Raw genomic sequence first — 24,094 nt, forward strand, 5'->3', positions numbered from 1 at the left:
GGGGCAGTATCATGGCAGCTAAATCAAGAGAGCTCACACCAGAGTTCAGAAAGAAATATGTTCAGAAAATTGGCGGAAATCGAGGGAAGGACGCTGTATTATATAACGGGTTGCTCGCCCTTGCTCACGAGGAATCCGAATACGGACATATTGAAGTGAAAATCACTCAGTATCCCAGTCCCGAGAATAAATTTACGGCATTTGCCAGGGCGGAGATCTTCAATAAAGACGGCCGCCGCGTGGGGATGGAGGAAGCAGACGCCAACGCATCAAACTGCGGTAAGATGACTGCAGCAAGTTTTCCGCGTATGGCCTGTACCCGAGCCAAAGCGAGAGCGTTTCGTGATTATTTGAACGTAGATATGGTTTGCTCCGAGGAAATCGCAGTCTACGAGGTTGAAAAAGCAGATCCAAAAGTCATAGGTAAGATAAAGCGGCACGGTAAGGATGCAAAGATTAAGAAAGAGAAGATGTACAAGCTGCTTTATGAGCAGACGGGTTGCGAATCCTTCAACGATCTATCCACACAGAGTGCGAAAGAGTTCTTAGAATATCTCAAGGAGAATCGACCTGTCTCAAATGACAATGATATTTTTGATATGGAGGATGCCGGATAGGCTAAACCCATTCACACTGCTCTAATCCTGTGATAAACTAAGAGCAGTGTGACAATTCTGACAGGGGGTAATCCTTATGGCGACAGCCATTGCTTCACCCGATAACTTATTGCTCATCGCCAGGCTAATCAAAAATGGTGAACTAAAGACATTGCGCATCGGAGAGAGAAAGTCTGGTAGCCGCAAGGGAGAAACGTGGATCGATTACACGAAGAAGGATAACCAAGGTGACAATCCAAGCCTAGCAACCCGTCTTCAAAGACAGCGTGTGTCCGAGACATTAGAAAAAGCAGCATCGCACATTGCCAATAATAACGATGTCACAATTGAGATCAACAAAGTCTCCGCGACAAAAGACCAGTATAAAATTAAAATGGAGGCTTCCGTATGATGAGAACAGACACGCAGCCACTCACAAGAACCTATTTCTTTCGGCCGGATGTCGATAAGCCAGCCTACAAGAATAATCGTCCGGGAGTCGATGCCGGATATGATTTATACTCCCTAGAAGATAAATGGCTTATGCCGTTTCAAACACACGTCCTTAAGACAAACTCCCATATACATATTCCTAAGGGCTTGTTGGGTCGTGTGACGAGTCGTAGTGGGCACAGCAAGAAAGGGTGGCTTACCCATCCAGGGACGATAGATCACGGTTATACAGGGAATATTGGCGTTATTATGACGAATCTTTCTCTATTCCCACGACGTATTAAAGCTGGAACGAGGATCGCCCAAATCATCTTCATGCCATTTGTAGCTCCGGAGATGGAAGAAGTCGACGATGACCACTTTTATTGCTTAGTTGAAAGACTGAGTGGGTCATCCCGGGGTGAAACCGGTTTTGGAGATTCAGGAGAACATTAAACCCTGCCTTTATGGCGGGGTTTCGCCATGAGGAGGACATATGAATCATCGATATGCAATATCGGACATCCACGGGAACGCAAAGCAGTTTCTTGAGCTACTTGATTATGTGGATCCAGATCCAGAGGAGCTAGTTATCTGTGGAGATTTAGTAAACCGAGGCCTCGACGCCTGGGGTGTGTACGTAGAGTGTCAGGCTCTATTAAAAGAAGGTGCGTCTATCGTTTGGGGCAATCACGATCTAGCCCATAAAGCGAATTACGACAGAGATCCATCCGTTCCTGATATCTCGTTTAGACACGAAGATATAGGAGGGCTACAGACTCAAAAATCTATCGAACTTGCTCAAATGAAGCATGGGCATGCCCATGTACATAAGATACTCAACTACGTGTGGGACCGCATGGAGTTCTTTATTGAGGATGACGACTATATCTTCGTTCATGCCGCCATCAATCCGCGAATTCCCTACATGGAAGACCAGAAGGTCAGCGATCTTTTAACTGGTCATCCGGATTGGAAAAATCCTAACATCGACCATGCCTTTGATCAGACCATTGTGTTTGGTCATACGCCAACCGTTCTGCTGCATAGGGATATCGAGGAAGAGGATATGACCGTATGGTATTCACCCAGACGACGCAAGCTTGGTATCGACACAGGTGCTGGTTTCTACAAAAAACTATCCATGGTCGATTTAGAAGAAGGAAAAGTAATCGAGTATAACATGTTGACAGGGGGTATCGGGGATTACAAGTTTCGATATAAGAGTCCCCGTAAACGAACATATTATTAAGTCAGGGGTGAGTTGTTATGTCCATAGTTTTAACCAACGGTTTCGTCATCTTCTTATTCGGGGTCTATACCTTTATTTGTGCATTCGCCGGATGCGTTTTAGCCAATAGGATCAGCAAAAAGAGTGAAGCAAAAGATGTAGCGAACCAAATCATGACGAAAATGTATGTAACTACTGAGGAAATGATTACTAAAGAAGAAAGAGCAATCAAAAGGACGAACATATAATGTATAGCGTTGGTGATCGAATTATACATAGGGCTTGGAGTACTCCAGGAGAGGTTACATCTGTCCCCGAAGGCGCGACAAACCTATCAAATGTGACGGTGAAATACGATGACGGGCGGGAAGTAGAAGCATGGATTCCATCAATTATGCTTGACTTTGAATACATGGTGTTTGACTGGGAGACGGGGGATGATGAAGAAAGTGGCGAACTTTTGGATACCGACGAATGGTAAGCGTGTAAAAGTTAAATCTCTCGGTATCAAAGGTACCGTAGAATATGTTAATATGAATGATATTGCGCATAGTCATTTCAGCCCAGTGCAGGTCTTCTTGGACAAGCCTTATGATGACTCCGGACACCGCCTTTATCGTACAGGAATCGAGGATCTAGTTAAACTTAAAAAGAAAACAACATCCTCGAAGGAAAAACCGAAGCGCATCAAGAAGAAAAAGGAGATCGAGAACTTCGATGAAATGGCTTGGTAATATTATTTTAACTCGGTTGGGTGTTGAAAAACACTTTCGTCTACTGGTAGACTCACAGAGGAAGGAACAATCGGGGGAAATTTTGTTCCTTCTAAAGGGAAGAGTGCTCTGGCGACGAAAATTGCTTTTCCCGGGTGATGGTACCCACCTTACACTGCCTCACATGGCGACAGCCGGTGCAACACGAGTGGATATTCGCTGGAGTGGCATCCAATAGCGAAACTCGTGCAAGGAGGTTCTTAGACAGTTAGGGACGGGGGATTTAGAAAAAGAGAGGAGTATACCATGAAAATCTTGTATTGGACTGACCCACATATTATGGGTCGAAACCCCGGCGCTCGGATCGATAATTATCCTGAGGCCATCTTTCGCAAAGTGCTTTATTTAGAGCACGTTTGTAAAACAGATCGACCGGACGTCATGGTCATTGGTGGAGACTTGTACGACTCACCACGTATCGCCGATTCGATTAAAACCCGTTACAATCGGGTGTTTCGTCGTATCCGGAAAATGGGGATTAAAATCTACTTAGTACCGGGCAATCATGACTTGTTCGGCTACACCTTGGACACCGTAGATCAGACGGCCATTGGTGTAATGGCATCTAGCGGCGTCATTAACTTACTTACAAGAGAGATTAGCGAAAAGACAGAAGGCATTCTTATAAAGGGATCGGACGGAACAACCGTAGCTATTCACGGTCAAGAATTCCACAAGGATATTGATAAGGATCCGCAACGCGATTATGAGATCAACCGTAATCGTAATGCGGACTGGAATATCCTATTTTCGCACGGCATGCTATTGAAGGACAGCTTCCATCCGGATGTACGTTTCACATTGACCAAAGATGTGAAAACCAAAGCAGATATGGTCGTAAATGGACACTATCATCCAGGGTACGAAGTTCACGAATTTAATGATGTTATATTCGCAAACCCGGGTTCAACTGGGCGTGACGAATACAGCAAGCGCGACGAGGTATTCTTCGCAATGATTACGGCAGGGCAAGAGCTCGAGATTGAGTACATGCCTTACATTGTTGCTCAACCAAGTGCGGATATTTTTGATCACTCTGCGCGTTTATTGAAGAAATCACACGAGCGTTATCTCGAAGCTTTCGAGCAGACAGTTGAAGACGCGATAGCCTTCGATGCTTTCGATCCCAAAGACACAATTCAGCAGCTGGTTGATTCTGGCGCTGTTGAAGATGCGATCGCGAAACTCGCCTTCGACTCTATCGTTAATGCGGAGAGCACAGAGAAAGCTAATAAACTCGATGGTTTCGTAGAGAGTCAAAATCCAATCTCGATCCTATCCATTGAGTTAGAGAACTTCCAGAGTCATGGTCGTACGGTCGTCGAACTGAACCCCCGCGGTTTGAACGCCCTCACTGGACCGAGTGACAGCGGTAAGTCCGCAATCATCCGTGCATTGAGATGGGTTTGCTACAACGAACCTAAAGGCGCAGACTTCATTCGAGAGGGAGAGAATCGTGCTACAGTAACTGTGAATTTCAGCAACGGCATGTCCCTTACTAGAAGTCGTACAAATTCCTCATCTGGAGATTACGTTGTTAAAGATTCTTCTGGCAATGTAAAGGAGTTCAAAGGGTTCGGTAACGACATTCCAATCGATATAGCTAATGTTCACCAAATGCCTCGTGTTGAATTGGCACAAGGGTATGAGCGTAGCTTGAACTTCTCTAATCAGCTTGATGGTCATTTTATGTTGTCAGAATCCCCACAAACAAGAGCGGCAACTATTGGACGCCTTACAGGAGTTCATCTTGTTGATGCTGCAATTAAGGCAAAGCAAAGCGAACTACGTGCAGCGTCTAAGGATATGACAGCATCGCAACAAACGATTGATAATTTGAATCAAAAGCTAGGCACCTTCTCCGATCTTGAGTCTTTCAAGGATACAGTTTCCCTATCAAAAGCACTTCTTATGGGAGCTGAATATCTGGAGCGTGAGATTGACGAGCTGACATCACTAGATCGTGTTGTCGATGCCTCGGATATTGAAATTCAAACGCTTGAGACAATGCAGGATAGTATGAAGTATCTAGATGAAGCTGAGAATGCAATCCTCTCTGCAGATATTCAAATTCGTGAGATCGACGAGCTAACTAAGTTGCGTTCACAGTGGCGCAGATCGATCGAAGAAGTGGATGCTCTAACACAAGAACTCGACCAGTACGCTAGTATCGATTCAGCACTTGATCTACTGGATGATGCTGCAGAACTGCGTAGCGAAATTAACTCTTTAGAGTCCCTGAGAAGAGAATATCGTGAGTCTAAGGATCTTGTAGAACAGCTCTCCGATGCTGCTGCAAATTATGACACATTAAGTGAGGCCGAAGCTGCTATAGCTAAGGCGGACGAGCTTATGAAGGAAATTGCAGAGCTAGAAGTGCTCCGTAAACAATATAATGCCCACAAAAAAGAAGTGACTGGACTTGAGAAGGATCTAGAGGATCAGGATAATGCGATTGCTAGATTGTCTGAGGAAATGACAGAACTGATTAAGGATATGGGTAACAAGTGCCCTACATGTAACCAGTCTGTTGATGCGGATCACATTCTTGAGCATATTGGTTAATCAAAGAATCGATCATTCGTTATTATAAAAATTATTCGATATTTTAGGAGGATATAACCATGGCCGTTGATCAAGAGAAGCGTTTTAAAGATTTGAAGAAGCACCTTGCTGAGTCCAAACAGGAACAAACAAGAATTCAAACTCGTTTAGAGATTGCAAAGAAAAACCGTAAAGAAGCTGTGAGCGATATTAAAGCACGAGGTTATGAGCCTAAAGAACTTAAGACCGTTATCGCAGAAAAGAAAGCGGAGCTCGATAGCGTTTATTCAGAAATCGAAAGCTACCTGCCAGGTGCGGATCAAGTAGCTGCTTCCGTTGAGGAAGACGATGATTTTGATACAGAAGAGTCATCAGAAGAAGATGATGACTTCGATTACGAAGATGACGACGTACGAGATTGAGTATAACGACTTAACCTCGCGGTACGATATTATTCAGATCTACGAAACCTCTCAGGGACCAGTTAGGTCCCTGATTCAAACTTATGATGATAGATTTATGGCCGAGGGTCATATTGCCGCAATGAGAAATAGCCAGGCAATAAAAGGACGTACGGTTGCTCAAGATGTGGATTTTGATAATAACGTGCGAGATCGCCTTATTCGGGATCACGTACTGCATAGTCTAACTCCGCAGACAGTTGCCAAGCTATTTAGTATTGATCAGATAGCCCAATCCTTCTTTTATAAGATCGGCGGTATGCCAAGTGAGGATTCCGTCGAGCGCTTACTTGAAAAAGTTTATGAAGAAGAGAAGAAGCTACATGCTCAAAGAACCATCCGCATGTCGAATGGACCAAAGGGTATTACGCATACAAACTATCTCGATATGATCGAGGATTCCGTTAAGCGATTGCCTGGGGTAACTGACGTCATAGTCTTAGCCGATGATTATCCAAGGTCGGCCTCAATGATCATTAAGTTGAGAATGGGGCATTTAACGCCCGATGAGTCCGTACAGACGATGGAAGCTATTGGCGCAACGATCGAGCAGCATAAGTCATCAAGATTGAAATTAGAAGTTATCTATCATACCACTGAGGTATACTGAAAGGAGAGATGAGCGTGTCCAAGTCAAGTCTCTACATCGATCGTTTGCGTGAGATGGAAGATCAGTATTCACAGCGTTTCGGTGAGTACAAGATTCTGGAACGGCAGCGTGACGACGAGCAGGCGAAGCTAATCAAGCTGATGAAGGAAAAAGAGCAACTCGAAATGGTAACAAGCCTTCTCGTAAAAACTGCGGATGCGGCTAGAGAAGCTGGCCGTAAGCGCATGGAGAAAGTTGTAACCAAGGCTCTTCAATCTGTGTTCGGTCACGATTTCACTTTTGAGATCGAGCTAGATGAGCACGGTGGTAAGCCTGTAGCAAACTTTTATGTTACTACAGTTGACCCTACAACCGGCGTAATGGTTCGTAATGAGCCTCAGAGCTCTCGTGGTGGCGGTATCAATGACATCATCGCATTCGCGCTGCAGGTGGCTGTCCTGGTTGTTTACAACGAGCCTAAGATTCAGGGACCGGTTATCCTCGACGAGCCAGGTAAGCACGTCTCTGAGGAATATGTAATTAAATTCGGTGAGTTCCTTGATTTCATATCTAAGACGTTCAATCGTCAGATTCTGATGATTACTCACCAGCCACACTTGGCGGCAACTGCAGATCGGACTCTCGTGAGCCAACTGATCAGCGGTAAAACTTCGATCAAGAGCTATGATATGTCAACATTGACCTTGAGCGATGAGGATGAATTCTATTATGAGCAAAGTGAAGATCAATCAAACGATGGACCGGAGGAGAGACTATAAGTCTCCCACCGAATCCGATCGTATCTGTCCGTATTTTAAAGAAAGATTCTTTCAGTGGGGTGACGTTGATAAAGTAGCGTGCTGTGAGCTTGCAGATAGTAATCTTGCTAAATGTGATTATCGACATAACCTAGATGATGGAACGAAAATATGCGCACGGTATGATTATTTTCCTAAGTTCGAAATTATAGAGGATGGCGAGGCCGACACCGGCCTCGATCCCATTCCTTATATAGAATCGGAAAAGCTAATCTACCAGAAGATTGACCAGGCGACCGGCCTGGGATTATACCTGGATACCACCGTTGATCCTGCAATAGAGACAACTACCTCAAGTGGGGTCGATCATTTGGGCAATGTTGTCACATTTGACCCTGTCATGATTGAAGAGTATCCTAAAAGACAATGGTTCTCAAAAGCGTACGTAGATACCCACCAAAAAGTATGGGGGATCAATGATCGTACTTTAGGTTGGCATCACGGTATATAAGATCCCAGGAGGAGATAGCTTGAATATTTTCAGATTAATCAAGAGAAAGTTTCGCGTTAAATTCGGTAAAGATATCGGCGTACTAATTCCAGATGTTGAGGAGTTAAAAGAAGAGGTACCGTATGTGGAGCCAGTGACCTGGCATTTTCGGTGTCCTTGCTGTGGCTATGCCCACAAGATGTTCCTTACAGCCGATATAAAATTAAAGCAGGATGAGACTCTAAATAACTTGTATATCGAAGTCACCAATTTGGCTGGTCTTCATATCGTTCCCTACGGGCCTATGTTCCACCAGCTCATCGAGGGCAAATCTAGTGAATATCCACCGGAAATAGAGATCCCCTGTATGCATTGTGGAGAAGAAAGTCCAAGGTGGAAGTGGCATGACGCATACAAAAATGCATATCGTCATCTAGATATGGATGGTGATCAGCTTTGCCATTGTGGCGGAGAGTTGTATATGGAACAAATACCCGGGACACCGAAGTATGGTATGGTGTGTGAAAGGTGTAGTTGGGTTAAACCAAGAGCTATAATCAGCGGAACCGCTGTTGATAATGGGGAGGGTAATTAGATGGATGCATTGACGGGAAATGAGACTCAGATCGGCCAATTCCAGATCATCGTACATGATGATGCCGATATAGAGGATGTAAGTCTTGAATTGAAGCAAAAACTAGATGAAGCCTTTGGGAACGAACCTGGCCATCGACTTGTCCGGATCTCTTATCAACGCGGTCATAAACTTGCTGCAGCGAACGCCACGCACGAACACCTGCTTTATGCGGATCTAGAGCAATACATTAAAGCCAGGATGAATGATGACTACTTTCCATTGATATTCCAGGCGCACTGCTTTGTATCATTCAGTCCTCTGAAACTAGTAAAGGAATAAAAGCACTACGAACAGCCGAAGACTCGTCAGTCTTCGGCTTTATATTTGTCTCCATCCGGTGAAGCGCAAGACAAACATAATTGAGGTACCCCAAAATCGTATGAGCGTATAAAGGTGATGGCCGGCCGGCGATCTAACGCATGATTGTTAGTTTATCCAACTATTAATCTTTCATACGCCCTATATACAAAATAGGGCGTATGCTGGTATAATTTACCCAATCCCGAAGTATACTGAGTAGCATATAATATATGATTATATGATACGGAGGGAATTTTAATGGGTAATGAGTTTAAGAAGGGAGATGAAAACATGGCAGTACGTAAAGAGGATCTTAAAGATGTTCAAGCAACTCTCGATCGCAAAAAGCGTATTCTTGAAATGACAGCGCGCGCTTGTGATAAAAACGATGCTGGCTTGAGGAGGCTTTCCAAGAGCTAATGGAGCGATTATCACCTGACGACATTCGAAACATTCACGATTATATGATTCACAGATACAATGGAATACTTGGAGAAAACGAACCGGGGTTAATAGACTTCATGGCAGACAAGCCTTTCAGCGGCTTTGGCGATGAGGAATATTACCCCGGTTTATTCATGAAGGCAGCCGTTTATATGGAGTCCTTCGCGACACACCAATTATTCTGTGATGGAAATAAACGAACCGGATATATGTGTGCAAAGGTATTCCTGGAGTTAAACAACTATATGCTCGATGTTACTGATGATGAGCTCTATGACACAACGATGGCCGTCGCTAACAAAGAAATGGATATCGACGAACTAGCGGTATTTATTAGATGTAATTCACATCTTCATTATTCAATCTAGCGCTGCAGACGGCAGCGCTATTTTATTGTGCGGTCGAAAGGAGTCATGCAATTGGATCTTAAATATGATGTACATACTGTTAGTTTTTCAAAAGGACGCATTACGGTGTCAACGGAAGTCAGTCCTCTGAGGATGGATGAAGCTATCAGCATAGCTAAGGCCGACCTTATGGGTGTTGTTGATGTTGAATTTCTCAACGAAGCGCACGCGACTGTGTCCTTTAACAGGGTTGAGCGAATATAATAAGCAAACTACAAAAGGGGTAAAAGAATTCTATGAAAAAATTATGTATGAGCTGTTTAAGTATCTTGCTCGTATTTATGATCGCAGGATGTGGGAGTTCGGGTAAACGTCAGTCAAACCCTTGTCGTGACGCCGGGTTTTCGGTAAAAGATTGTGCCGCAGGAGAAAATATACTCCGACAGATTAAATAATGAGAAAAGATGAGAGAGCAGCCGGTCATCCGCGCTGCTCTTATTTTATTAAGGAGCGATATTATGATCGTTAAACAACGAGAGCCTCAAATCGGTGAGAGAGTTGAGGTTTATGTCAACTTAAACAAACAGGGTCTGTTCTCTATATTGGACCGGGAGCCTAAAAGTAAGAGCCCTACTAGTGGAAAGGTAATTGCCTATGCTGAGTCTGTAGAGCTTGAAGACGCTGTATTTAAGATATCAAACAGTAAATACAATGGAATTCTGAAAAAACAACAAAGAGCAGTCTGTGCTGTCGTCGTCGGAAAGCTTTTATCTATCGACGGATCCCATCCTGCGGATCTTACGACCCGAGTATCTTATAATCCGTATCGACAGAGAGAGTTTCATACGGATGCAGGAGAGAGCGTACATGTGGCTGTGCGAGCTCATTTCAGAAACAAAAAAGTATACATCTGATGCGTTGTCACGCATCTCTGTGATTTAATAAGGAGGGTAAGGCATGTCGAAGATCGGCACGATTTCAGAAGAAACTATCGAGCGCATAAAACAAGAGAACAACATCCGGGAAGTAGCTGCAGAGTACGGCATCCGGATCGGACATAATAATAAGGCACGTTGTCCATTCCATAGCGAGGGACGTACGCCGAATCTGCACTTCTATGAAGATAGCTATCACTGCTATACATGTAAGGCGGGGACAAAGTGGGAAAATAAAGAGAAGAAGACACCACACTCGCTGAAACTACCGGACGGTAAAACCATTGAGGATGGCGGACCGAGCGTCATTGGATTCGTTATGAATCTGGAGCGCTGTTCTTACGTCGAAGCTTGCGTTATTCTAATGGAACGTGCTGGCATCCCTGTACCAAAAGCGAAAATAGATCATAAGCTTGAGAAACAGAAAAGAAAGACTCACGCTATGAATATTGAATTTTGTAAGGCACTCATATCTAACCCAGAGATGAGGGTTTACCTTTCTAAACGCGGAATTAAAGAAGAGTCTATCAAGACGTTTAGACTGGGATGGGTGCCTGACGGCTTTCGCCACCCGATCTTCAAGGGGCGTGTCGAGGGTCGACTTGTGTTTGGATTACCCGAGGATTCATGGGATGCCAAAAAAGCAAGGACTACCGCTATGGCGTATCGGGCGATGGATGAAGAGCAGGAGGCGGATGGAAAGTACCTAAACGATCCGACCTCAGAAGTATATAGTAAGAGCGGTTTCCTGTACGCGTTTAACGAAGCTAGGAAGGCGATTCGGGAGAACGGTTATGCGATTGTCATGGAAGGTTATGTGGACGTCATCTTGGCGCACCAGGCGCACGTACAGAACGCCGTAGGAACATGCGGAACCGCATTTACAGACGAGCAAATGGACAAGCTGAGAAAGCTTACAGATAAGATTGTGTTCTGGTACGATGGAGACCCAGCAGGCATGAACGCCATGCTCTCTGATATTGAGCGCTTAATGGCCAAAGGCTTTAGAGTATTTGTCATCGACTCTACGCCAAATGACCCTGCAGAGATTATCAATCTTCTTAATCAAGACCGGGATCGTGTATTAAAATACATTGCCGATAAGTCAGTACCAGCCCTTCAAATGATACTCCGTGGAGTCGTCGATGATTTTGAGAGAGATACAGCTGCAGCGAATAATCTAATTATTCGAAAGAAGACAGAGGCACTGGATCAATTAATGCCGGTATTTGAGTCCATTACGGATCCGTCAGAGAAAGTAATGTTTAAGACGATGATTTCAGAGAAGATTGGAGTGAGTATCTGATGAGCGAAAAGGGCAAGAAGAGGAATCCCGAAGATCTTATAATCAACGGAGTCCGCATGTTAAGAGATGCTAATGGTAATGTTGTTACAATCAATCGGATCTCGGAGGGTCTGCCGACAGAGTCTGCTCACGATGAAGGGTTTCTAAATAAAACCGTTGGAGATTACGTACTAGAAGGTATCCCTTGTATATTCAAAAATAAAGTATACGCCGTAATGTACTCAATATCAGAGGGTCGGTTAATGCTACATGCAGAAAATAGTAATCCCAATAAACCCTCACAACATATCATGCTTCCAGAGGATGAAGCCGTTAAATTAGCAAAAGAGATATTGAAAAAATGGGGCAAAGAGTAATAGTTTTAATATATCATTGTCACAAATGACAACGCATGATATTATTGATAAAGTTGCTAATAACCGTTAGCCATTTCCCTGTTTGGAGTGATGCTTTATGGCAATTACCCACTATGCAGTTGTGAAAATGAAAAACGGAGAGAGCCTGTACTATCGCCGCGACACCGCGGAATCGTACGCAACTCTCGCTGATGACTACAGAATGCAGCGTTCGGCGTATATCGGATTGCATCGCGATCTCGATTCTATGATGAAAGGCTGTCCAGAGTCTCATTTTGTAACGAACTTCCTGAATGTCGATTACCTCGAATTTATTGGAGTATTCGTGAACAGACAGAGTGAAGGACAACCGCATTTTGCTGAGTTTCGGCTATAGCGACAGGAGGGAGCCAAGCGCTCCCTTTTTCTATGTTTAAATTCTGAGAAGAGGTGCTAACCCCATGGGTGTTGATATAAGTCCGGATAAAAGGCAGAAGATCTTTAAGACTCAACTTGGGATGTGGGCTCTTTGTGGCCTCAATTTCTTTAAGGTAACTGGTACCTATGCGATCGGTTATAAGTTTAATACGACAACGAAGCAGCATGTTGTCTTTACGGAAGTATCTGTGAAGAAAGACGGGAGGGTACAAACTGATTCGATTGCGGTTAATCTGGATGCCATCCTATCCATAGCTGACGAAATCCGCGAAGGTATCGATTTCGAAACAATCATTGAACGCGAGAATACACTGAAAACTGAATCCGAAAAAGATAGATCAATAACAGATACATTGAAGCTACAGATAGGATCGGAACAATAATAATCTTGATTGAAAGGAAATGATATAATTATGTCAATCGCGAAAACTAAGCAACCTTTTGTAAATATGGCGGTACAAAGAGGGCCACAAAATAAGACCATGGAGACGACTGTAAGGCAGTTTGAGGCTTATTCCAAAGCACATGCGTCGATGCTAGCCGCCGCCATGCTGATGATCTCGGAGAAGATGATTATAAACGTAACTGTAGCAGCGGCTCCAATTGGCAAAGGTGATAAGCCGGCGACACAATGTGATTCTGTTGATTACCCACAACGAGGTACTAGGAAGTGGGTAACGGAATATCAGATATTCACATATGCAGAACGCATAGCCGTAGGCTTAACTAAATTCGACTACCTAGGAATGGATCTGGTGAAGGGTGGCATCGAAAGTAAGACCGAGGCTGTAAAGGAAGCGAAACGACTGGCTATAAAGCACGGCGTTCCTATGATGGTTCAAATTCATAAGATGTCTGTAGATGATGACAACGTAGCGCTTATCTGTGAGCCTAAGATGAAGAAGAAAGTTTATCTCGTTGAATACATCTCTAAACTATAGCAAACAACAAGAGGGGGTACGATGATGTATCGCTCAAAGGATAAGGAGTATATGGACGGTATTAAGGAATCCGCCCTTAAGGTCACTCGGGGCCAAGATCGTGACGATCGGAAATTTGCCGTAGATTACATGCGGACAAGTATAAAGATTGAAGACCTGCACGCATCAGCCGTCCAGCAATTCCCGGGGAAGATAATCGACTTTGGTAGCGGATCTCTAGCACCAACAGTCGTTGTCGTTACAAAGGATCCGATAGGACGAGCGGAAAAGGAGCGTTTAATCGGAGTATTTAAAAAGATGCAGATTGAAAACGAAGTATTCTTTACTCATTTACGCTTCGTTAAAACTAAGAAAAAACAAGATGAAAGGCTCGATATCTTTCAGAAGTTAATTAACATCTTGGCTCCAAAAACGGTGCTGATCTTCGATAAAGTAAAAGTCGAAGTAAAGCCCGATGTATTGAAGACTGGTGAAGACGTCAGCGTACTAACCGATCCAGATAAACGATCGGAGCGAAAAGCGCTTAATGTGATCTTTAAAAAGATTGTCAGAAAAGACACATAACGATTGATTTGCCGATACTCCTTTTGCTATACTGTGTTTACAGTCATCAGATCGACTATATATTGTTAATTCGATCATCAGATCGGTGATGTAAATACAACATATCCGAACTGACTTACATAGGAGACATCAAGGGTTTGCGTCATTCATCTGACGCAAACCCATTATTTAGCCCTAATGAGTCAATTCTGACAATGTAAATTTGTAGAGAGAAGGTTTATTGATGCCAGTACAAATCGTGTGTCTAGTAGGCGAAGGCGGATCGGGGAAATCGGCAATCGCTAAACGAGCTTTGGAATACGGATTTACCCAGATAAAAAGTCTCACGACAAGGGCTCCCAGAAATGCAGCTGACTTCGATACGCATGTGTTCGTGAACGATGAGCGATTTGAGGAGTTGCGGTCTCAGCTGGCTGCGTACACTTTATTTCATGGTTATAAATATGGAGCGACCTTCGATCAGATAAGAGACAACCACATTTACGTCGTTGATTCCAAAGGGGTAAGAGATCTATCCAAGTCTCTTGGTCGTAAAAACTTTATGGTCATTAAGATCGATACATCAAGAGATGAGCGACTGCTCCGGATGATTGCGGAAAGAGGTGCTAAGGCAGCCTACGATCGCGCTGAATTCGACGATGTCGATATGGCCAACTTCACAGATTATGATCTACTTCTGACTAATGAGGTTCCAGAAGATTTAGACAATTGCGTGAAGGAGCTCGTATCTCATCTGAAACGGTTGTTCTAAACAATAGGAGGATCCGCGACAGTGAAGAAAAGAAGACGGGATTACCCGCAAGAGATCAAGGACTTGCTTAAATACAAGAATGATATCAGGCTGGTTGAGGATGATGAGTGGGAAGAGTTTGAAGACCTATATACAAGGGCCGTCAATTCCGTTGTCATCCCCATTGACTTGACGCCACGCGGCATCACTAGGATAAATGCAGAGGTGGATCAGATATACTCACTGGCGCGTTTTGATCAGGCTTACGCTAAAAGGATGCTCGATAAGTACAAAGGTAGATTGGCTAACGCTCACAAGCAGGCTAAGTTAGGCTTCAAGAGAACGCCAGGATCGACTATAGAGGATAGAGACGCCCTTGTGACGATGTATTTAGAGACTAGCCCACTTAAGGGCGATAGCGAGCCTCTGTACGTGCTTGTAGAGCGTTGGCAGGACCGACAACTCTTCATGAGCGCTGTAATCGATACGCTGACGCGAAAATCCGACCGTATGATTACCGGAAATGGCGCACTTAAGCTTGACGCCCAAGGACGGGGTAATGGTGGTGACTTCGGCGATGACTGATGTTTGGGATTGTGAGTACTACAATCGATGTGAAAACAATGATAAGTGTCTTAGATGCGGGCCGGATCAGAGGTTGCTTAAAACAGCCGAAGAAAAAGCCCGCAAAAAATTTGCCAGCAAGACGAAGTTTAATGAGTCAACGTCAGTTACGGATAACTCCGGTGAAACCTTGGAGGAGTATGTCAGGGACAAGCTAAACGGTCTTCCCACTGTTAAAGAATACTTCGCTTCCAGACAACTCGGATCCGGCAACATATGGTTTATGCCTGGCGATGTCGCTGATCCGGTTATTCTAGCAGAGTGCAAGGAGCGTCTGCTCGTTAATGCTAAAGGCGAGAAGACGATGACGATCCCGAAAGATATGATCGAAAAGATCATGGAAGAGGCCAAGATGCTTAATAGGTATCCAACATTGATCTTTAGATACAAGGGTGACGAGAATGGGAAGACTTATGTCGTTAATGATTTTGATGTCCTTGTTGAAATGATTCATGAGATTAAAATCTTACGACATGAGATGAAGGTTGTCACAAATGAGAGGGATATGTATAAAGCTGCAGCCGAAGAGCTTCACAAAGAAAAAATGCGACTTGAGAAAAGGCTTAGCAGATTAACATAATACAAAAACCATTATGAAGGGAGGAAAAACATGTCTAATATCATGTACGACGATTATGAGCGTTGCACATCTTGTGGAGGTACAGATTTTCTAGAAGTTACAATCTGTTCATTCAATAAAGCCATCCGGCCTCGCGAGGAACATCTAATGCATGAAAAATTACAACCGACCGAAAAAGAAATCAAGTATCAGTGTACGACCTGTAAACAAATCCTCGATAAATAATTAAAAAGGATTTGGATTTACAAAACCTTGGATTTCATCCAGAATATCAAAGCTATACATGGTGTTAACTGTGTTGGAACGCGGTTTCCAGTTGAAATCACTCCAACATAGCTGAACACTGACAGTTCAGTACGATTTAATATAAACTTAGGAGGTTACACAATTATGATTATACCAGCCTATATCGAGGTTAAAGGAAGTTTAACGAAGGACGTTAGGAACGATATCGCAAGCCAACTCGAAGCTCTTGCGCGACACTTTAGGGAGAAAGATGCGTATATAGGTACTGTCGGTATCAAATCTGCATCGTCCGCCGTCAAGATTCGCTTTAGCCAAGCAAAAGAAGAAGAGACCATATCCGTTTAATTCGCCATTTCTCTTTCGCGTTCTTCCTTTTCTAAAATTATGCTTGAAAAAGACGGGAGAGCGGTTAAAATTGTAATAAGAAACACGAACGTAAGTTCTTATTTTAGGAGAGTGAATAATGGAAGACCTAGTGAAGAAGTCGCTGAGTAGGCAGACAAGTGAATACGTAGGCCGAATAGAAAGAGAATTGTTCGATACATTTTCTTCCATTGTCAAAACTGACAACGACCAACTCAAAACGGAGGTGAGCGCAGTTGAGGGTGGGGTGATGGTGCCGGAGGATTTACTGGATTTAGTTAAATCTCTTTCGTCCCGAAACCCTAGTCCACAAAGTGGAGTTACGAAAGGGAATTGGGGTCTGTATGGACGCATACCACTTGACACGACACTTCACGAAGACGAGGTTATTCTTCTCCATAGAGTAAATAAGAGCATCACGTTTACGGATGATCAACTGCTGTCCTTTCTAGGGGATTCCAAATTACAAATATTCGAAATCGATCGGTTAGCTACAACTGTGGGAAACCCCTGTCTTGAAAAGCATATAGGTTTAGATCGGGTAGGAATGCCAAAGCGGATATGGATTAGCGAAAAAGGTCTAGTGGCGAACCTATCAATCATTGATAGAAGAGATATAGGGCAGGGGAAGAATCAGGAGGAAATCAAAATTATGTTCGGCATCTCTGAAACCAAAGTTGGCAAAAAACGTGACTTGTCGTATGACTTATTACCCACGTCTCAATCAGTCTTACCAAGTAGCAAATTCTTTCACTTAAGTACGTCAATATAACACAAGGGGGAACAAAACATGGATCCATTCATACTGAATCGAGACGCAATCCTTCAACACAAGAGGCTTACTTTTGTTGGGGAGGAGTTTGTGCCGATCGAGAAACACCTCGACAGCATAGAAAATTACATCAACGTCTGCTTTGTAGACGAGGGAATTGAGGTCATACAGCATGGACGTGTTGTAGCCCTAAGATCAACAGATCGTAATCGTCTATCATCCGCGTTTAAGGCGGCGCTATATCTTGGAAAGTACGATGATATGGACAATAAGAAGAGATTCCTTACGAAGATGATGGCTTCTAGTCACAGTTACGAACCCATCCGTGGAGAGTCGATTCTGTTCTTATATATTGGCGTAGGAAAGCCAGTTTACGATCATCTCATTACTCATTCGGTTGGACGCTATACCAGAATAGCTGGTGGGCAACGCGCTAACCTACCGTGGGGATATGAGGTGCCTACAGAGGCACGAAACAAGCAATACTTCGTTGATCTAAATCTACCCCGTATTGAGGAAGTTATTCAGACAACCAAGGGTTTAAATGAAGATACGGAGAGAGAGCAGATCCAGGCTATGAGATCCTCATTACCAGTGGGGTATATTATGCCACCATATCTTCTAGAGTTTTCCGAGGAATCGCTGGTACATCTGTTTGAGAAGCGAATCTTTGAAAAAGGTGCGCAAGGTGCTACCGTCGACATCGTCGATGACATGTGGAGATGCTGTATCTCTATTGATTCCGAAAAGTGGCAATATGTATATGATTACCACGGGCCTCACGTCAAGGGCTGGTCACAAGCGATGAGAAAGCTTCGTGATAAAGACTATTCAGTTGGCGAATTGATGGACATCGGTATGGAAGCCGGAGTGCTGGATATTCAAGTTGATGGAGAGTACAGTCTCAATGATATTAAATTATACGATCTTATTATGAATACTGTTGGCAAACCACCAAAATCCATGTGGGAGAAAACGGTATAGAAACAAGGCCCTGGGTCAATCCCCAGGGCCCATATTGTTAATATAAAAGGAGGTAACAGGGGGTGACAGCATGCAATAACTATGAGGGTGGTGAGAGATATTATATTTTTCAAAAACCCAGAGGTTATAAAGCTAGTAAGTCCATGCCGGAAAAGAGCTGCTCCGAATGGATATGTAAGATTAGTCACGCTGCCGCAGAAGGCAGGATACGACAAGATCTTGCAGATAAAGTCGTGCAATCCCTCGAGCGCATGCCTGATCTGCCTAATGGGAGAACGGCCTCTGTTAGTTTTTCTGGAGGCAAGGACTCGATCGCTATCTTCATACTTGCCAGGATGCGGTATTCTAAGGATCAAATTATATCGTTATTTTGCGATACGGGCGACGAGTGGCCAGAGACGTACCAGACTGTTGATGAATTCCAAGACTGGGTCGGTGTACCCGTTGAAAGACTCACATCGATGGGCATCCATACGTTATTGCGTGAGATTATACCGGTATGGCCCAAAAAGGGTGTTAGACATTGTACAAAGAATCTTAAAATGGTTCCACAAAGAGATTGGTTTGATTCCAATGGATATGGACAAGTTCGATATCGAGGAAAGGTTTCATTCCGAACCGGAGAAACGTATCAGGTACTCCATGAAGATCCGTTAACCTTCGCCGGTGAGCGGTGGTATGAGAGTTCTAATCGGGCCAAGCTGCCTTTCGATTCAAGGGACGAGACGATGCTTAGATGGACTCACCGACCGGTCCTGGATTGGAGGATCGAGGATATATGGGACTTCATTTTCTTTATGAGATCTCCGTATAACCCAATATATGAAATGGGCGTTAATAGAGCCGCATGCGCCGGCTGCATCTTCGCCAACACAGAAGAATTATATATGCTCGGAGAATATCACCCCCATCTTCTTGAGGAGTGGGTAACGACTGAGGCTGCTATCGGTGTCCCCTATCCAGGGCGAAAAGAGACATTCGAGGTCATTTATGAGAAGCTCAGGATTGAGAAGAGATTGGGGTGTCGTCAGTTCTTTGAGTGGGATGGCGATAATCTTAAGGAGGTTCCAGCATGATGGAAGTCAAAATGTTAAGTGGTTTATTAGATATCGTAAAAGATGGCCAAGAGGTTTCAGAGAAAGAAGCCTACGACTTACTACTTCAATTCGTCGGGTACAAGATTGGTGCAGAAGAAGGTATGCCGTCGCCAACACTGCGATACAAAGTATGGCAGGACTTAGAGGATCGCTTGGATCTTGGGGTCTTGCTCACGGATCCATGGGATTGGTTTGGCGAGTTGTATAAAGAGAGAGTCTTCAATAAGTTTCAACCCTTTATGGGAACGAGAAGTGCAGCTGCGCATCTGATTACAAAATTAAGTGCAGATACATCCAGGCCAAAAGGCGAGATTGTCACGATGTATGACCCTATTGTAGGATCTGGGCGGATGTTCATTGCAACTCACGCTGCTGTAGGTGATCATTTCTTGTACTATGGATGCGAGCCAGAGCTGACGGCGTATCGTACTTGTTTAGTGAATATGAAGCTATATAAAATCAATGCAAAAATACTTCATGCCGACGAGCGTATCTACAGCTCGGATATTAAATCGAAGAACTGGAAGTACGCTAACTGGTGGACTCCACCGGACTCGAAGAAGCATTTTGAAAGACGTACAACTACGGCCGCTAATTGAGCGGCCTTCATTATTAACTATGATAAGGGAGAGATTGAGAATGAAGATCGAAGGAAGCTTGAGAGAGATATTGGACTTTATCGAAAAAGAAAATCCAGAGTTTTCTGCAAAACTGCGTGAGAAGATGTCGGGCGCGATGTTGTCACTGGTTAGCTCGGACGAAATGAAACAAGGTGTAGAAACTATGATCATGAATGTCGTGGAGACTCGAATTCATGACGTGTTAGACCGGGCATTAAAGCTGGATAAGGTAATCGGGGGCTATGGTCAACCAAATACCTACAGAATCAGCGGATTTATGGCCGAGACTGTAGAAGGGCGTTTCAGGGATATTATTATGGGAGATAAAGAGTATCTCGTCAGAACGGCTGTTAGGAAGGATGTTCAACAAATAGCGGATGAGGTTCTCGGATCGTATAAGAATACGGCTGACAATATAGTCGAATCACTAGTACGTCAAATCGTACCAGGAGTGGTAAGCGAGACTTACAGTGAACGGGTCGCTGATCGATTCGATCGTCTCGGAGTTAGTCCGATGATTGATGAGAGAATCCAGAGCTCTATTGGTAGGATGGTTGCGTCCGGAGTGATAAAGTTTAATGTAGATGTAAGTGGTGGAAAAGAATGACGATAGCCAAAATGAAGGCCTACAATCCTCCAATGTGGAATCGACATCTTACAGAGGTTACTTTAATGGATGGCGAAGGTTATTCGGCGAAGGTTACGATAGAGTGCGGCGGAAATATCACCGCACTTAGTGTCCTTCAATCAGCTGCAGATTCTATCTGCGATGGAGATTATGAGCCGATTCAAACTGAAAATAATACCAAACACATTAAGCTCGACGATGAGGGCTACCCAAAAGCATATATCCTCTACAATGATAACAATGACGAGTCTTATGTGGATGTCGAAGATATAGAAAACTATATCATCGGTATTAATATCGTGTCGTACGATATAGCAGATTAATAGGGTTACATAGAAGGTGGGAAAAGCTTATTATGGAAGAGTTGCTAAACAAATTGATCGAAAGAGATATGGTTCTCGGATCAAAAGAAAATGCGAAAGCACTGGTTGAATATGCTAATAGTAGGGGATATATTGCAAGATATTTTGAGGATCGGAAAAGACCGCATGTTGAACTAAAAAGAGAAGGTAATTGCACCACAGATAAACCTATTAGACACCAGATCCAATAGCAATTATATCGGCTAAATTAAAGGAGAGTAATGACATCATGACACAGGATAATGAAGTATTGTGCAAGAGTGACTTTGAAGTTCAATCGCCATTGCTGCAGCGACGTTATGTTCAGAAACTAAAAATCAATCTGCAGATGACGCTATCGATGGCGAGGATGACGAGTATGGCCGAGGACGATCTAGAGACGATCCGACAGTCCATCAACATGTGCGACGCAATAATTAAGGATGACTTAGTTCAGATGTATGAGCTTCTGCCGACTAAGTATTACGAAATTATTGGGCCTGCAGGTCTGCGCGTTGGAAAGACAACCGATCCAGACGATGTCTGGGATGAAGAAAAACACTATCGCTGCCGTGAGATATCTAAAGAGGAATTTGACGCAGAGGATTAATATATATAGACAACTACGACAGAGGAGAATTTGAACTATGAATAAAACTGCCGACAAGCTATTAAACGAATATGTTGAGACGGGTACGCAAATCGAGGTTCTAAAGTCAAAAAGATCGGCCATAAAAGAGCGATTGATAAAGGAGTGCGGATGCACCCCTGGCGAGATTCTACTCAGAAGTTGTCGAATAAAAGAAACCGGGGTCGAAAGTGCTAGTGAGCCTAAAGAACCATCGGATGAGGTTTTAAACGCACTTGAACTATCAAATATCCTAGAAACCGACATAGAATTATTGATCCAAGGAAATAAAATCCCTGAGAGTTTAGGAGAAAACATTGTCAAAAGAATCATTGCCGTCAGAGAAACACTAAAGAAAGTCGGTGGATCCGAATGAAAAGACCGAGTTGGCAAGAATACTGCAGTAATCTCGTCCAGCAGGTGGCCTTAAGATCCACCTGCAGAAGACTCGCCGTAGGTGCATTGATTGTAAAAAACAATGTCATTATTGGGACCGGATATAACGGAAGTCTTCCAGGGGATGAACATTGTATCGATCCAGGAGTCGGTTGTCTGATAGGGGCACATGGGGGTTGTATTAGGACACAACACGCCGAAAGAAGTGCATTGGCGCAGTGTACAAGATTAGGGATCGCCACACAGGATGCTGAGATCTATGTCACACATTTCCCATGTCTGGATTGTACTAAGCAAATTATTCATTCGGGTATTAAGAGAGTATATTACATGCAGGATTACAAGAACGATCCTTACGCAGAGCAGCTACTTAGTGTACATGAGATTGAATGTATTAAAATTAAGGAGGGTGCCGAGGATGAGAGATGCGTTAACGGTTGATATTAAGGGAATTAAGTGCGACAACGCTTCTTGCGATTATAACGACGAGAGCGTGAAGGTCGAGGATTATTACACCTGGCTGAACAAGCCGTGCCCAAAATGCGGTGACAACTTGCTAACTGAGGCAGATTACAAAGGAGTGCAGGCGCTAATAGCGTTTACGAGTAAACTGAACGGTTACGTAATGAAAAACATGATCCCACTGAACCAAGAGGAGCGTGTTGCCGCTACATTGGGGATGAACGGGTCAGGGGAGGTTGAGTTTAAATCCATCGAGATAGTAAAAGAAGAAACTCCGGATTAAATCGCCGGAGTTTCTTCTTCTGTAAACCATTCAATTGGTTGATAGTCTTCGTAAAGGTCAGTCATTACGGTTTCGATAACGTTATGAGCGCTAGCAAATGCGGCTTTGTGAGTTTCTTTTTCTTGATTGAAAGCACGGACACCTTTAGGGGTGATCTCGTATACACGAATCGTTTTCTTAGTGCTATCCCCGATCCATTCCCCACGAACGAGACCTTCTTTTTCAAGATCTCTTAGAAGTGGGTACATCAATCCATGCGATGGCTTCCAGTTACCGTCAAAGCGCTCCTCGATCTCGTTGATAATTTCTTTACCGTATTTCTTACCTTTTTGCAGTACGTTCAAAATGTATATAGTCATCAAGCTATTCGTAGATACCTTGACTGGAAATAACCGGCTATAAGCTCCAACATAACGTTCTTTCTTTTGAGCAGCTTCCATCTTAATTATTCACTCCTTAATTAGTTAGGCGTTTGTTACGCCCCTCTTGGTTTATTTACCCAAAACCTATTTCGATGAAACATATCATTTGAGACATTGTTAATTTGTATCACTGCGATTCGATATATCGAGTTTATAATCATTGTCACGATTTAACAATGATGCGTTAGGACTAAATTGTTTTTCACAACTTAAGCAGTGTGCGGCTATATTTCGACAATATTATTCGCCACTTTCCCAGTCGTCGAAGAGAGCGAACTCATCTTCGTAAAGATCTCCCATGAGGGTTTCCATGATCATATATGATTGAGTAAAGACTTCTTTATGAGTCTCTTTTTCTTCTTCAAATGCTTTCAGTCCACGATGCGTAATCTCATAGACGCGGATCGTCTTCTTCGAATTGTCGCCCAACCATTCACCTGTAACAAGGCCTTCTTTTTCTAACTCTCTCAGAATCGGATATACCAATCCGTGAGAAGGTTTCCAACTTCCTTGGAAGCGATCTTCAATCTCTTTTATAATCTCCTTACCATAGAGACGACCCTTCTTCTTCAATAGATGGAGGATGTAGATCGTAAGAAACGTATTGGTAGATACCTTTACAGGGAATAGACGATTGTATGCACCGGTGTACCTTGCTTTTTCTTCTTTCTTTTCCGATTGCGTTGCATTGCTCATAATATCTCTAACCTCCTATGTCACTTTTGAGATGATCCGCGTAACGAGTCATCATACGATACCATCTTACGCAGCTTCATCTAAATATATACATTAACGCT

Annotated in this window: 41 protein-coding genes; 39 read left to right on the forward strand and 2 right to left on the reverse strand. The window is 43.6% G+C overall.

Annotation, left to right across the window (positions count from 1 at the left end; all coding sequences use genetic code 11):
- Positions 1–11: 11 nt before the first annotated feature.
- The 39 genes from ACK8P5_RS26320 (at position 12) to ACK8P5_RS26510 (ending at position 22,875) form a co-directional block, all read left to right on the forward strand.
- The gene (locus ACK8P5_RS26320; RefSeq protein ID WP_422661640.1) at positions 12–617 is read left to right on the forward strand and encodes a hypothetical protein; all 606 of its coding nucleotides are present in this window, start codon (positions 12–14) and stop codon (positions 615–617) included.
- 76 nt (positions 618–693) lie between these two features.
- Complete coding sequence (locus ACK8P5_RS26325; protein ID WP_422661641.1) at positions 694–1,008, forward strand: hypothetical protein; 315 nt, start codon at positions 694–696, stop codon at positions 1,006–1,008.
- Positions 1,005–1,484, forward strand: coding sequence for a dUTP diphosphatase (locus tag ACK8P5_RS26330; protein ID WP_422661642.1), 480 nt, complete (start codon positions 1,005–1,007; stop codon positions 1,482–1,484). Before ACK8P5_RS26325 ends, ACK8P5_RS26330 begins: the two co-directional genes overlap by 4 nt.
- 40 nt (positions 1,485–1,524) lie before the next feature.
- A complete protein-coding gene (locus tag ACK8P5_RS26335) occupies positions 1,525–2,280 on the forward strand; it encodes a metallophosphoesterase (protein WP_422661643.1) in 756 nt (251 codons plus the stop codon).
- Between the two features lie 17 nt (positions 2,281–2,297).
- On the forward strand, positions 2,298–2,507 hold the full coding sequence (locus ACK8P5_RS26340) for a hypothetical protein (RefSeq protein WP_422661644.1): 210 nt from the start codon (positions 2,298–2,300) through the stop codon (positions 2,505–2,507).
- Positions 2,507–2,740: a hypothetical protein gene (locus ACK8P5_RS26345; RefSeq protein ID WP_422661645.1), complete on the forward strand. Its 234-nt coding sequence runs from the start codon at positions 2,507–2,509 to the stop codon at positions 2,738–2,740. The genes ACK8P5_RS26340 and ACK8P5_RS26345 overlap by 1 nt, the downstream gene beginning before the upstream one ends.
- Positions 2,697–2,993, forward strand: coding sequence for a hypothetical protein (locus ACK8P5_RS26350; RefSeq protein WP_422661646.1), 297 nt, complete (start codon positions 2,697–2,699; stop codon positions 2,991–2,993). Before ACK8P5_RS26345 ends, ACK8P5_RS26350 begins: the two co-directional genes overlap by 44 nt.
- Complete coding sequence (locus tag ACK8P5_RS26355; RefSeq protein ID WP_422661647.1) at positions 2,977–3,210, forward strand: hypothetical protein; 234 nt, start codon at positions 2,977–2,979, stop codon at positions 3,208–3,210. The genes ACK8P5_RS26350 and ACK8P5_RS26355 overlap by 17 nt, the downstream gene beginning before the upstream one ends.
- Before the next feature lie 68 nt (positions 3,211–3,278).
- Positions 3,279–5,597: an AAA family ATPase gene (locus ACK8P5_RS26360; protein ID WP_422661648.1), complete on the forward strand. Its 2,319-nt coding sequence runs from the start codon at positions 3,279–3,281 to the stop codon at positions 5,595–5,597.
- Between the two features lie 59 nt (positions 5,598–5,656).
- Entirely contained in the window at positions 5,657–5,998 is a 342-nt protein-coding gene (locus ACK8P5_RS26365) for a hypothetical protein (protein ID WP_422661649.1), read from the forward strand.
- Positions 5,979–6,647, forward strand: coding sequence for a hypothetical protein (locus ACK8P5_RS26370; RefSeq protein ID WP_422661650.1), 669 nt, complete (start codon positions 5,979–5,981; stop codon positions 6,645–6,647). Before ACK8P5_RS26365 ends, ACK8P5_RS26370 begins: the two co-directional genes overlap by 20 nt.
- 14 nt (positions 6,648–6,661) lie before the next feature.
- Positions 6,662–7,405: an ATP-binding protein gene (locus tag ACK8P5_RS26375; RefSeq protein ID WP_422661651.1), complete on the forward strand. Its 744-nt coding sequence runs from the start codon at positions 6,662–6,664 to the stop codon at positions 7,403–7,405.
- Positions 7,356–7,895: a hypothetical protein gene (locus ACK8P5_RS26380; protein ID WP_422661652.1), complete on the forward strand. Its 540-nt coding sequence runs from the start codon at positions 7,356–7,358 to the stop codon at positions 7,893–7,895. The genes ACK8P5_RS26375 and ACK8P5_RS26380 overlap by 50 nt, the downstream gene beginning before the upstream one ends.
- A gap of 19 nt (positions 7,896–7,914) precedes the next feature.
- Positions 7,915–8,469 carry a hypothetical protein gene (locus tag ACK8P5_RS26385; protein ID WP_422661653.1) on the forward strand — a complete coding sequence of 185 codons (555 nt, stop codon included), beginning with the start codon at positions 7,915–7,917 and terminating at the stop codon, positions 8,467–8,469.
- The gene (locus ACK8P5_RS26390; RefSeq protein ID WP_422661654.1) at positions 8,470–8,790 is read left to right on the forward strand and encodes a hypothetical protein; all 321 of its coding nucleotides are present in this window, start codon (positions 8,470–8,472) and stop codon (positions 8,788–8,790) included. It begins immediately after the preceding gene.
- A 279-nt stretch (positions 8,791–9,069) separates the two neighbouring features.
- The gene (locus tag ACK8P5_RS26395; protein WP_422661655.1) at positions 9,070–9,231 is read left to right on the forward strand and encodes a hypothetical protein; all 162 of its coding nucleotides are present in this window, start codon (positions 9,070–9,072) and stop codon (positions 9,229–9,231) included.
- On the forward strand, positions 9,231–9,623 hold the full coding sequence (locus tag ACK8P5_RS26400) for a type II toxin-antitoxin system death-on-curing family toxin (RefSeq protein ID WP_422661656.1): 393 nt from the start codon (positions 9,231–9,233) through the stop codon (positions 9,621–9,623). The genes ACK8P5_RS26395 and ACK8P5_RS26400 overlap by 1 nt, the downstream gene beginning before the upstream one ends.
- Before the next feature lie 443 nt (positions 9,624–10,066).
- Positions 10,067–10,516, forward strand: a complete 450-nt coding sequence (locus ACK8P5_RS26405) for a hypothetical protein (RefSeq protein WP_422661657.1) — start codon at positions 10,067–10,069, stop codon at positions 10,514–10,516.
- Positions 10,517–10,559: 43 nt separating this feature from the next.
- Positions 10,560–11,843 (forward strand): toprim domain-containing protein, encoded by a 1,284-nt coding sequence (locus tag ACK8P5_RS26410; protein ID WP_422661658.1) that lies wholly within the window; start codon positions 10,560–10,562, stop codon positions 11,841–11,843.
- The gene (locus ACK8P5_RS26415) at positions 11,843–12,199 is read left to right on the forward strand and encodes a hypothetical protein (RefSeq protein ID WP_422661659.1); all 357 of its coding nucleotides are present in this window, start codon (positions 11,843–11,845) and stop codon (positions 12,197–12,199) included. Before ACK8P5_RS26410 ends, ACK8P5_RS26415 begins: the two co-directional genes overlap by 1 nt.
- Positions 12,200–12,296: 97 nt before the next feature.
- A complete protein-coding gene (locus ACK8P5_RS26420; protein ID WP_422661660.1) occupies positions 12,297–12,575 on the forward strand; it encodes a hypothetical protein in 279 nt (92 codons plus the stop codon).
- Between the two features lie 64 nt (positions 12,576–12,639).
- The gene (locus ACK8P5_RS26425; protein WP_422661661.1) at positions 12,640–12,999 is read left to right on the forward strand and encodes a hypothetical protein; all 360 of its coding nucleotides are present in this window, start codon (positions 12,640–12,642) and stop codon (positions 12,997–12,999) included.
- 30 nt (positions 13,000–13,029) lie between these two features.
- Positions 13,030–13,557 (forward strand): hypothetical protein, encoded by a 528-nt coding sequence (locus ACK8P5_RS26430; RefSeq protein ID WP_422661662.1) that lies wholly within the window; start codon positions 13,030–13,032, stop codon positions 13,555–13,557.
- A 24-nt stretch (positions 13,558–13,581) separates the two neighbouring features.
- Positions 13,582–14,121, forward strand: a complete 540-nt coding sequence (locus ACK8P5_RS26435; protein ID WP_422661663.1) for a hypothetical protein — start codon at positions 13,582–13,584, stop codon at positions 14,119–14,121.
- A gap of 223 nt (positions 14,122–14,344) precedes the next feature.
- Positions 14,345–14,872 (forward strand): hypothetical protein, encoded by a 528-nt coding sequence (locus tag ACK8P5_RS26440; RefSeq protein WP_422661664.1) that lies wholly within the window; start codon positions 14,345–14,347, stop codon positions 14,870–14,872.
- 21 nt (positions 14,873–14,893) lie between these two features.
- Positions 14,894–15,436, forward strand: coding sequence for a hypothetical protein (locus tag ACK8P5_RS26445; RefSeq protein WP_422661665.1), 543 nt, complete (start codon positions 14,894–14,896; stop codon positions 15,434–15,436).
- Positions 15,429–16,055: a hypothetical protein gene (locus ACK8P5_RS26450; protein ID WP_422661666.1), complete on the forward strand. Its 627-nt coding sequence runs from the start codon at positions 15,429–15,431 to the stop codon at positions 16,053–16,055. The genes ACK8P5_RS26445 and ACK8P5_RS26450 overlap by 8 nt, the downstream gene beginning before the upstream one ends.
- 390 nt (positions 16,056–16,445) lie before the next feature.
- A complete protein-coding gene (locus ACK8P5_RS26455; protein ID WP_422661667.1) occupies positions 16,446–16,646 on the forward strand; it encodes a hypothetical protein in 201 nt (66 codons plus the stop codon).
- Between the two features lie 118 nt (positions 16,647–16,764).
- Positions 16,765–17,436: a hypothetical protein gene (locus ACK8P5_RS26460; protein WP_422661668.1), complete on the forward strand. Its 672-nt coding sequence runs from the start codon at positions 16,765–16,767 to the stop codon at positions 17,434–17,436.
- An 18-nt stretch (positions 17,437–17,454) separates the two neighbouring features.
- Positions 17,455–18,420 carry a hypothetical protein gene (locus ACK8P5_RS26465; RefSeq protein ID WP_422661669.1) on the forward strand — a complete coding sequence of 322 codons (966 nt, stop codon included), beginning with the start codon at positions 17,455–17,457 and terminating at the stop codon, positions 18,418–18,420.
- 62 nt (positions 18,421–18,482) lie between these two features.
- Positions 18,483–19,496 (forward strand): phosphoadenosine phosphosulfate reductase family protein, encoded by a 1,014-nt coding sequence (locus tag ACK8P5_RS26470; RefSeq protein WP_422661670.1) that lies wholly within the window; start codon positions 18,483–18,485, stop codon positions 19,494–19,496.
- A complete protein-coding gene (locus ACK8P5_RS26475) occupies positions 19,493–20,116 on the forward strand; it encodes an N-6 DNA methylase (RefSeq protein ID WP_422661671.1) in 624 nt (207 codons plus the stop codon). The genes ACK8P5_RS26470 and ACK8P5_RS26475 overlap by 4 nt, the downstream gene beginning before the upstream one ends.
- 40 nt (positions 20,117–20,156) lie before the next feature.
- Positions 20,157–20,744 (forward strand): hypothetical protein, encoded by a 588-nt coding sequence (locus ACK8P5_RS26480; protein ID WP_422661672.1) that lies wholly within the window; start codon positions 20,157–20,159, stop codon positions 20,742–20,744.
- Positions 20,741–21,088: a DUF5406 family protein gene (locus ACK8P5_RS26485; RefSeq protein WP_422661673.1), complete on the forward strand. Its 348-nt coding sequence runs from the start codon at positions 20,741–20,743 to the stop codon at positions 21,086–21,088. Before ACK8P5_RS26480 ends, ACK8P5_RS26485 begins: the two co-directional genes overlap by 4 nt.
- Positions 21,089–21,120: 32 nt before the next feature.
- Positions 21,121–21,318: a hypothetical protein gene (locus ACK8P5_RS26490; RefSeq protein ID WP_422661674.1), complete on the forward strand. Its 198-nt coding sequence runs from the start codon at positions 21,121–21,123 to the stop codon at positions 21,316–21,318.
- Between the two features lie 38 nt (positions 21,319–21,356).
- Positions 21,357–21,716: a hypothetical protein gene (locus tag ACK8P5_RS26495; protein ID WP_422661675.1), complete on the forward strand. Its 360-nt coding sequence runs from the start codon at positions 21,357–21,359 to the stop codon at positions 21,714–21,716.
- A gap of 37 nt (positions 21,717–21,753) precedes the next feature.
- A complete protein-coding gene (locus ACK8P5_RS26500) occupies positions 21,754–22,110 on the forward strand; it encodes a hypothetical protein (RefSeq protein ID WP_422661676.1) in 357 nt (118 codons plus the stop codon).
- Entirely contained in the window at positions 22,107–22,571 is a 465-nt protein-coding gene (locus ACK8P5_RS26505) for a deoxycytidylate deaminase (protein WP_422661677.1), read from the forward strand. Before ACK8P5_RS26500 ends, ACK8P5_RS26505 begins: the two co-directional genes overlap by 4 nt.
- Entirely contained in the window at positions 22,549–22,875 is a 327-nt protein-coding gene (locus ACK8P5_RS26510) for a hypothetical protein (protein WP_422661678.1), read from the forward strand. The genes ACK8P5_RS26505 and ACK8P5_RS26510 overlap by 23 nt, the downstream gene beginning before the upstream one ends.
- Here the strand turns inward: ACK8P5_RS26510 and ACK8P5_RS26515 are convergent.
- A complete protein-coding gene (locus ACK8P5_RS26515) occupies positions 22,872–23,315 on the reverse strand; it encodes a PadR family transcriptional regulator (protein ID WP_422661679.1) in 444 nt (147 codons plus the stop codon). The two genes, ACK8P5_RS26510 and ACK8P5_RS26515, sit on opposite strands and share 4 nt — an antisense overlap.
- Positions 23,316–23,537: 222 nt before the next feature.
- Entirely contained in the window at positions 23,538–23,993 is a 456-nt protein-coding gene (locus ACK8P5_RS26520; RefSeq protein ID WP_422661680.1) for a PadR family transcriptional regulator, read from the reverse strand.
- Positions 23,994–24,094: the final 101 nt, after the last annotated feature.

Source organism: Paenibacillus sp. EC2-1, assembly GCF_049311625.1.
Classification (GTDB): Bacteria; Bacillota; Bacilli; order Paenibacillales; family Paenibacillaceae; genus Paenibacillus_AQ.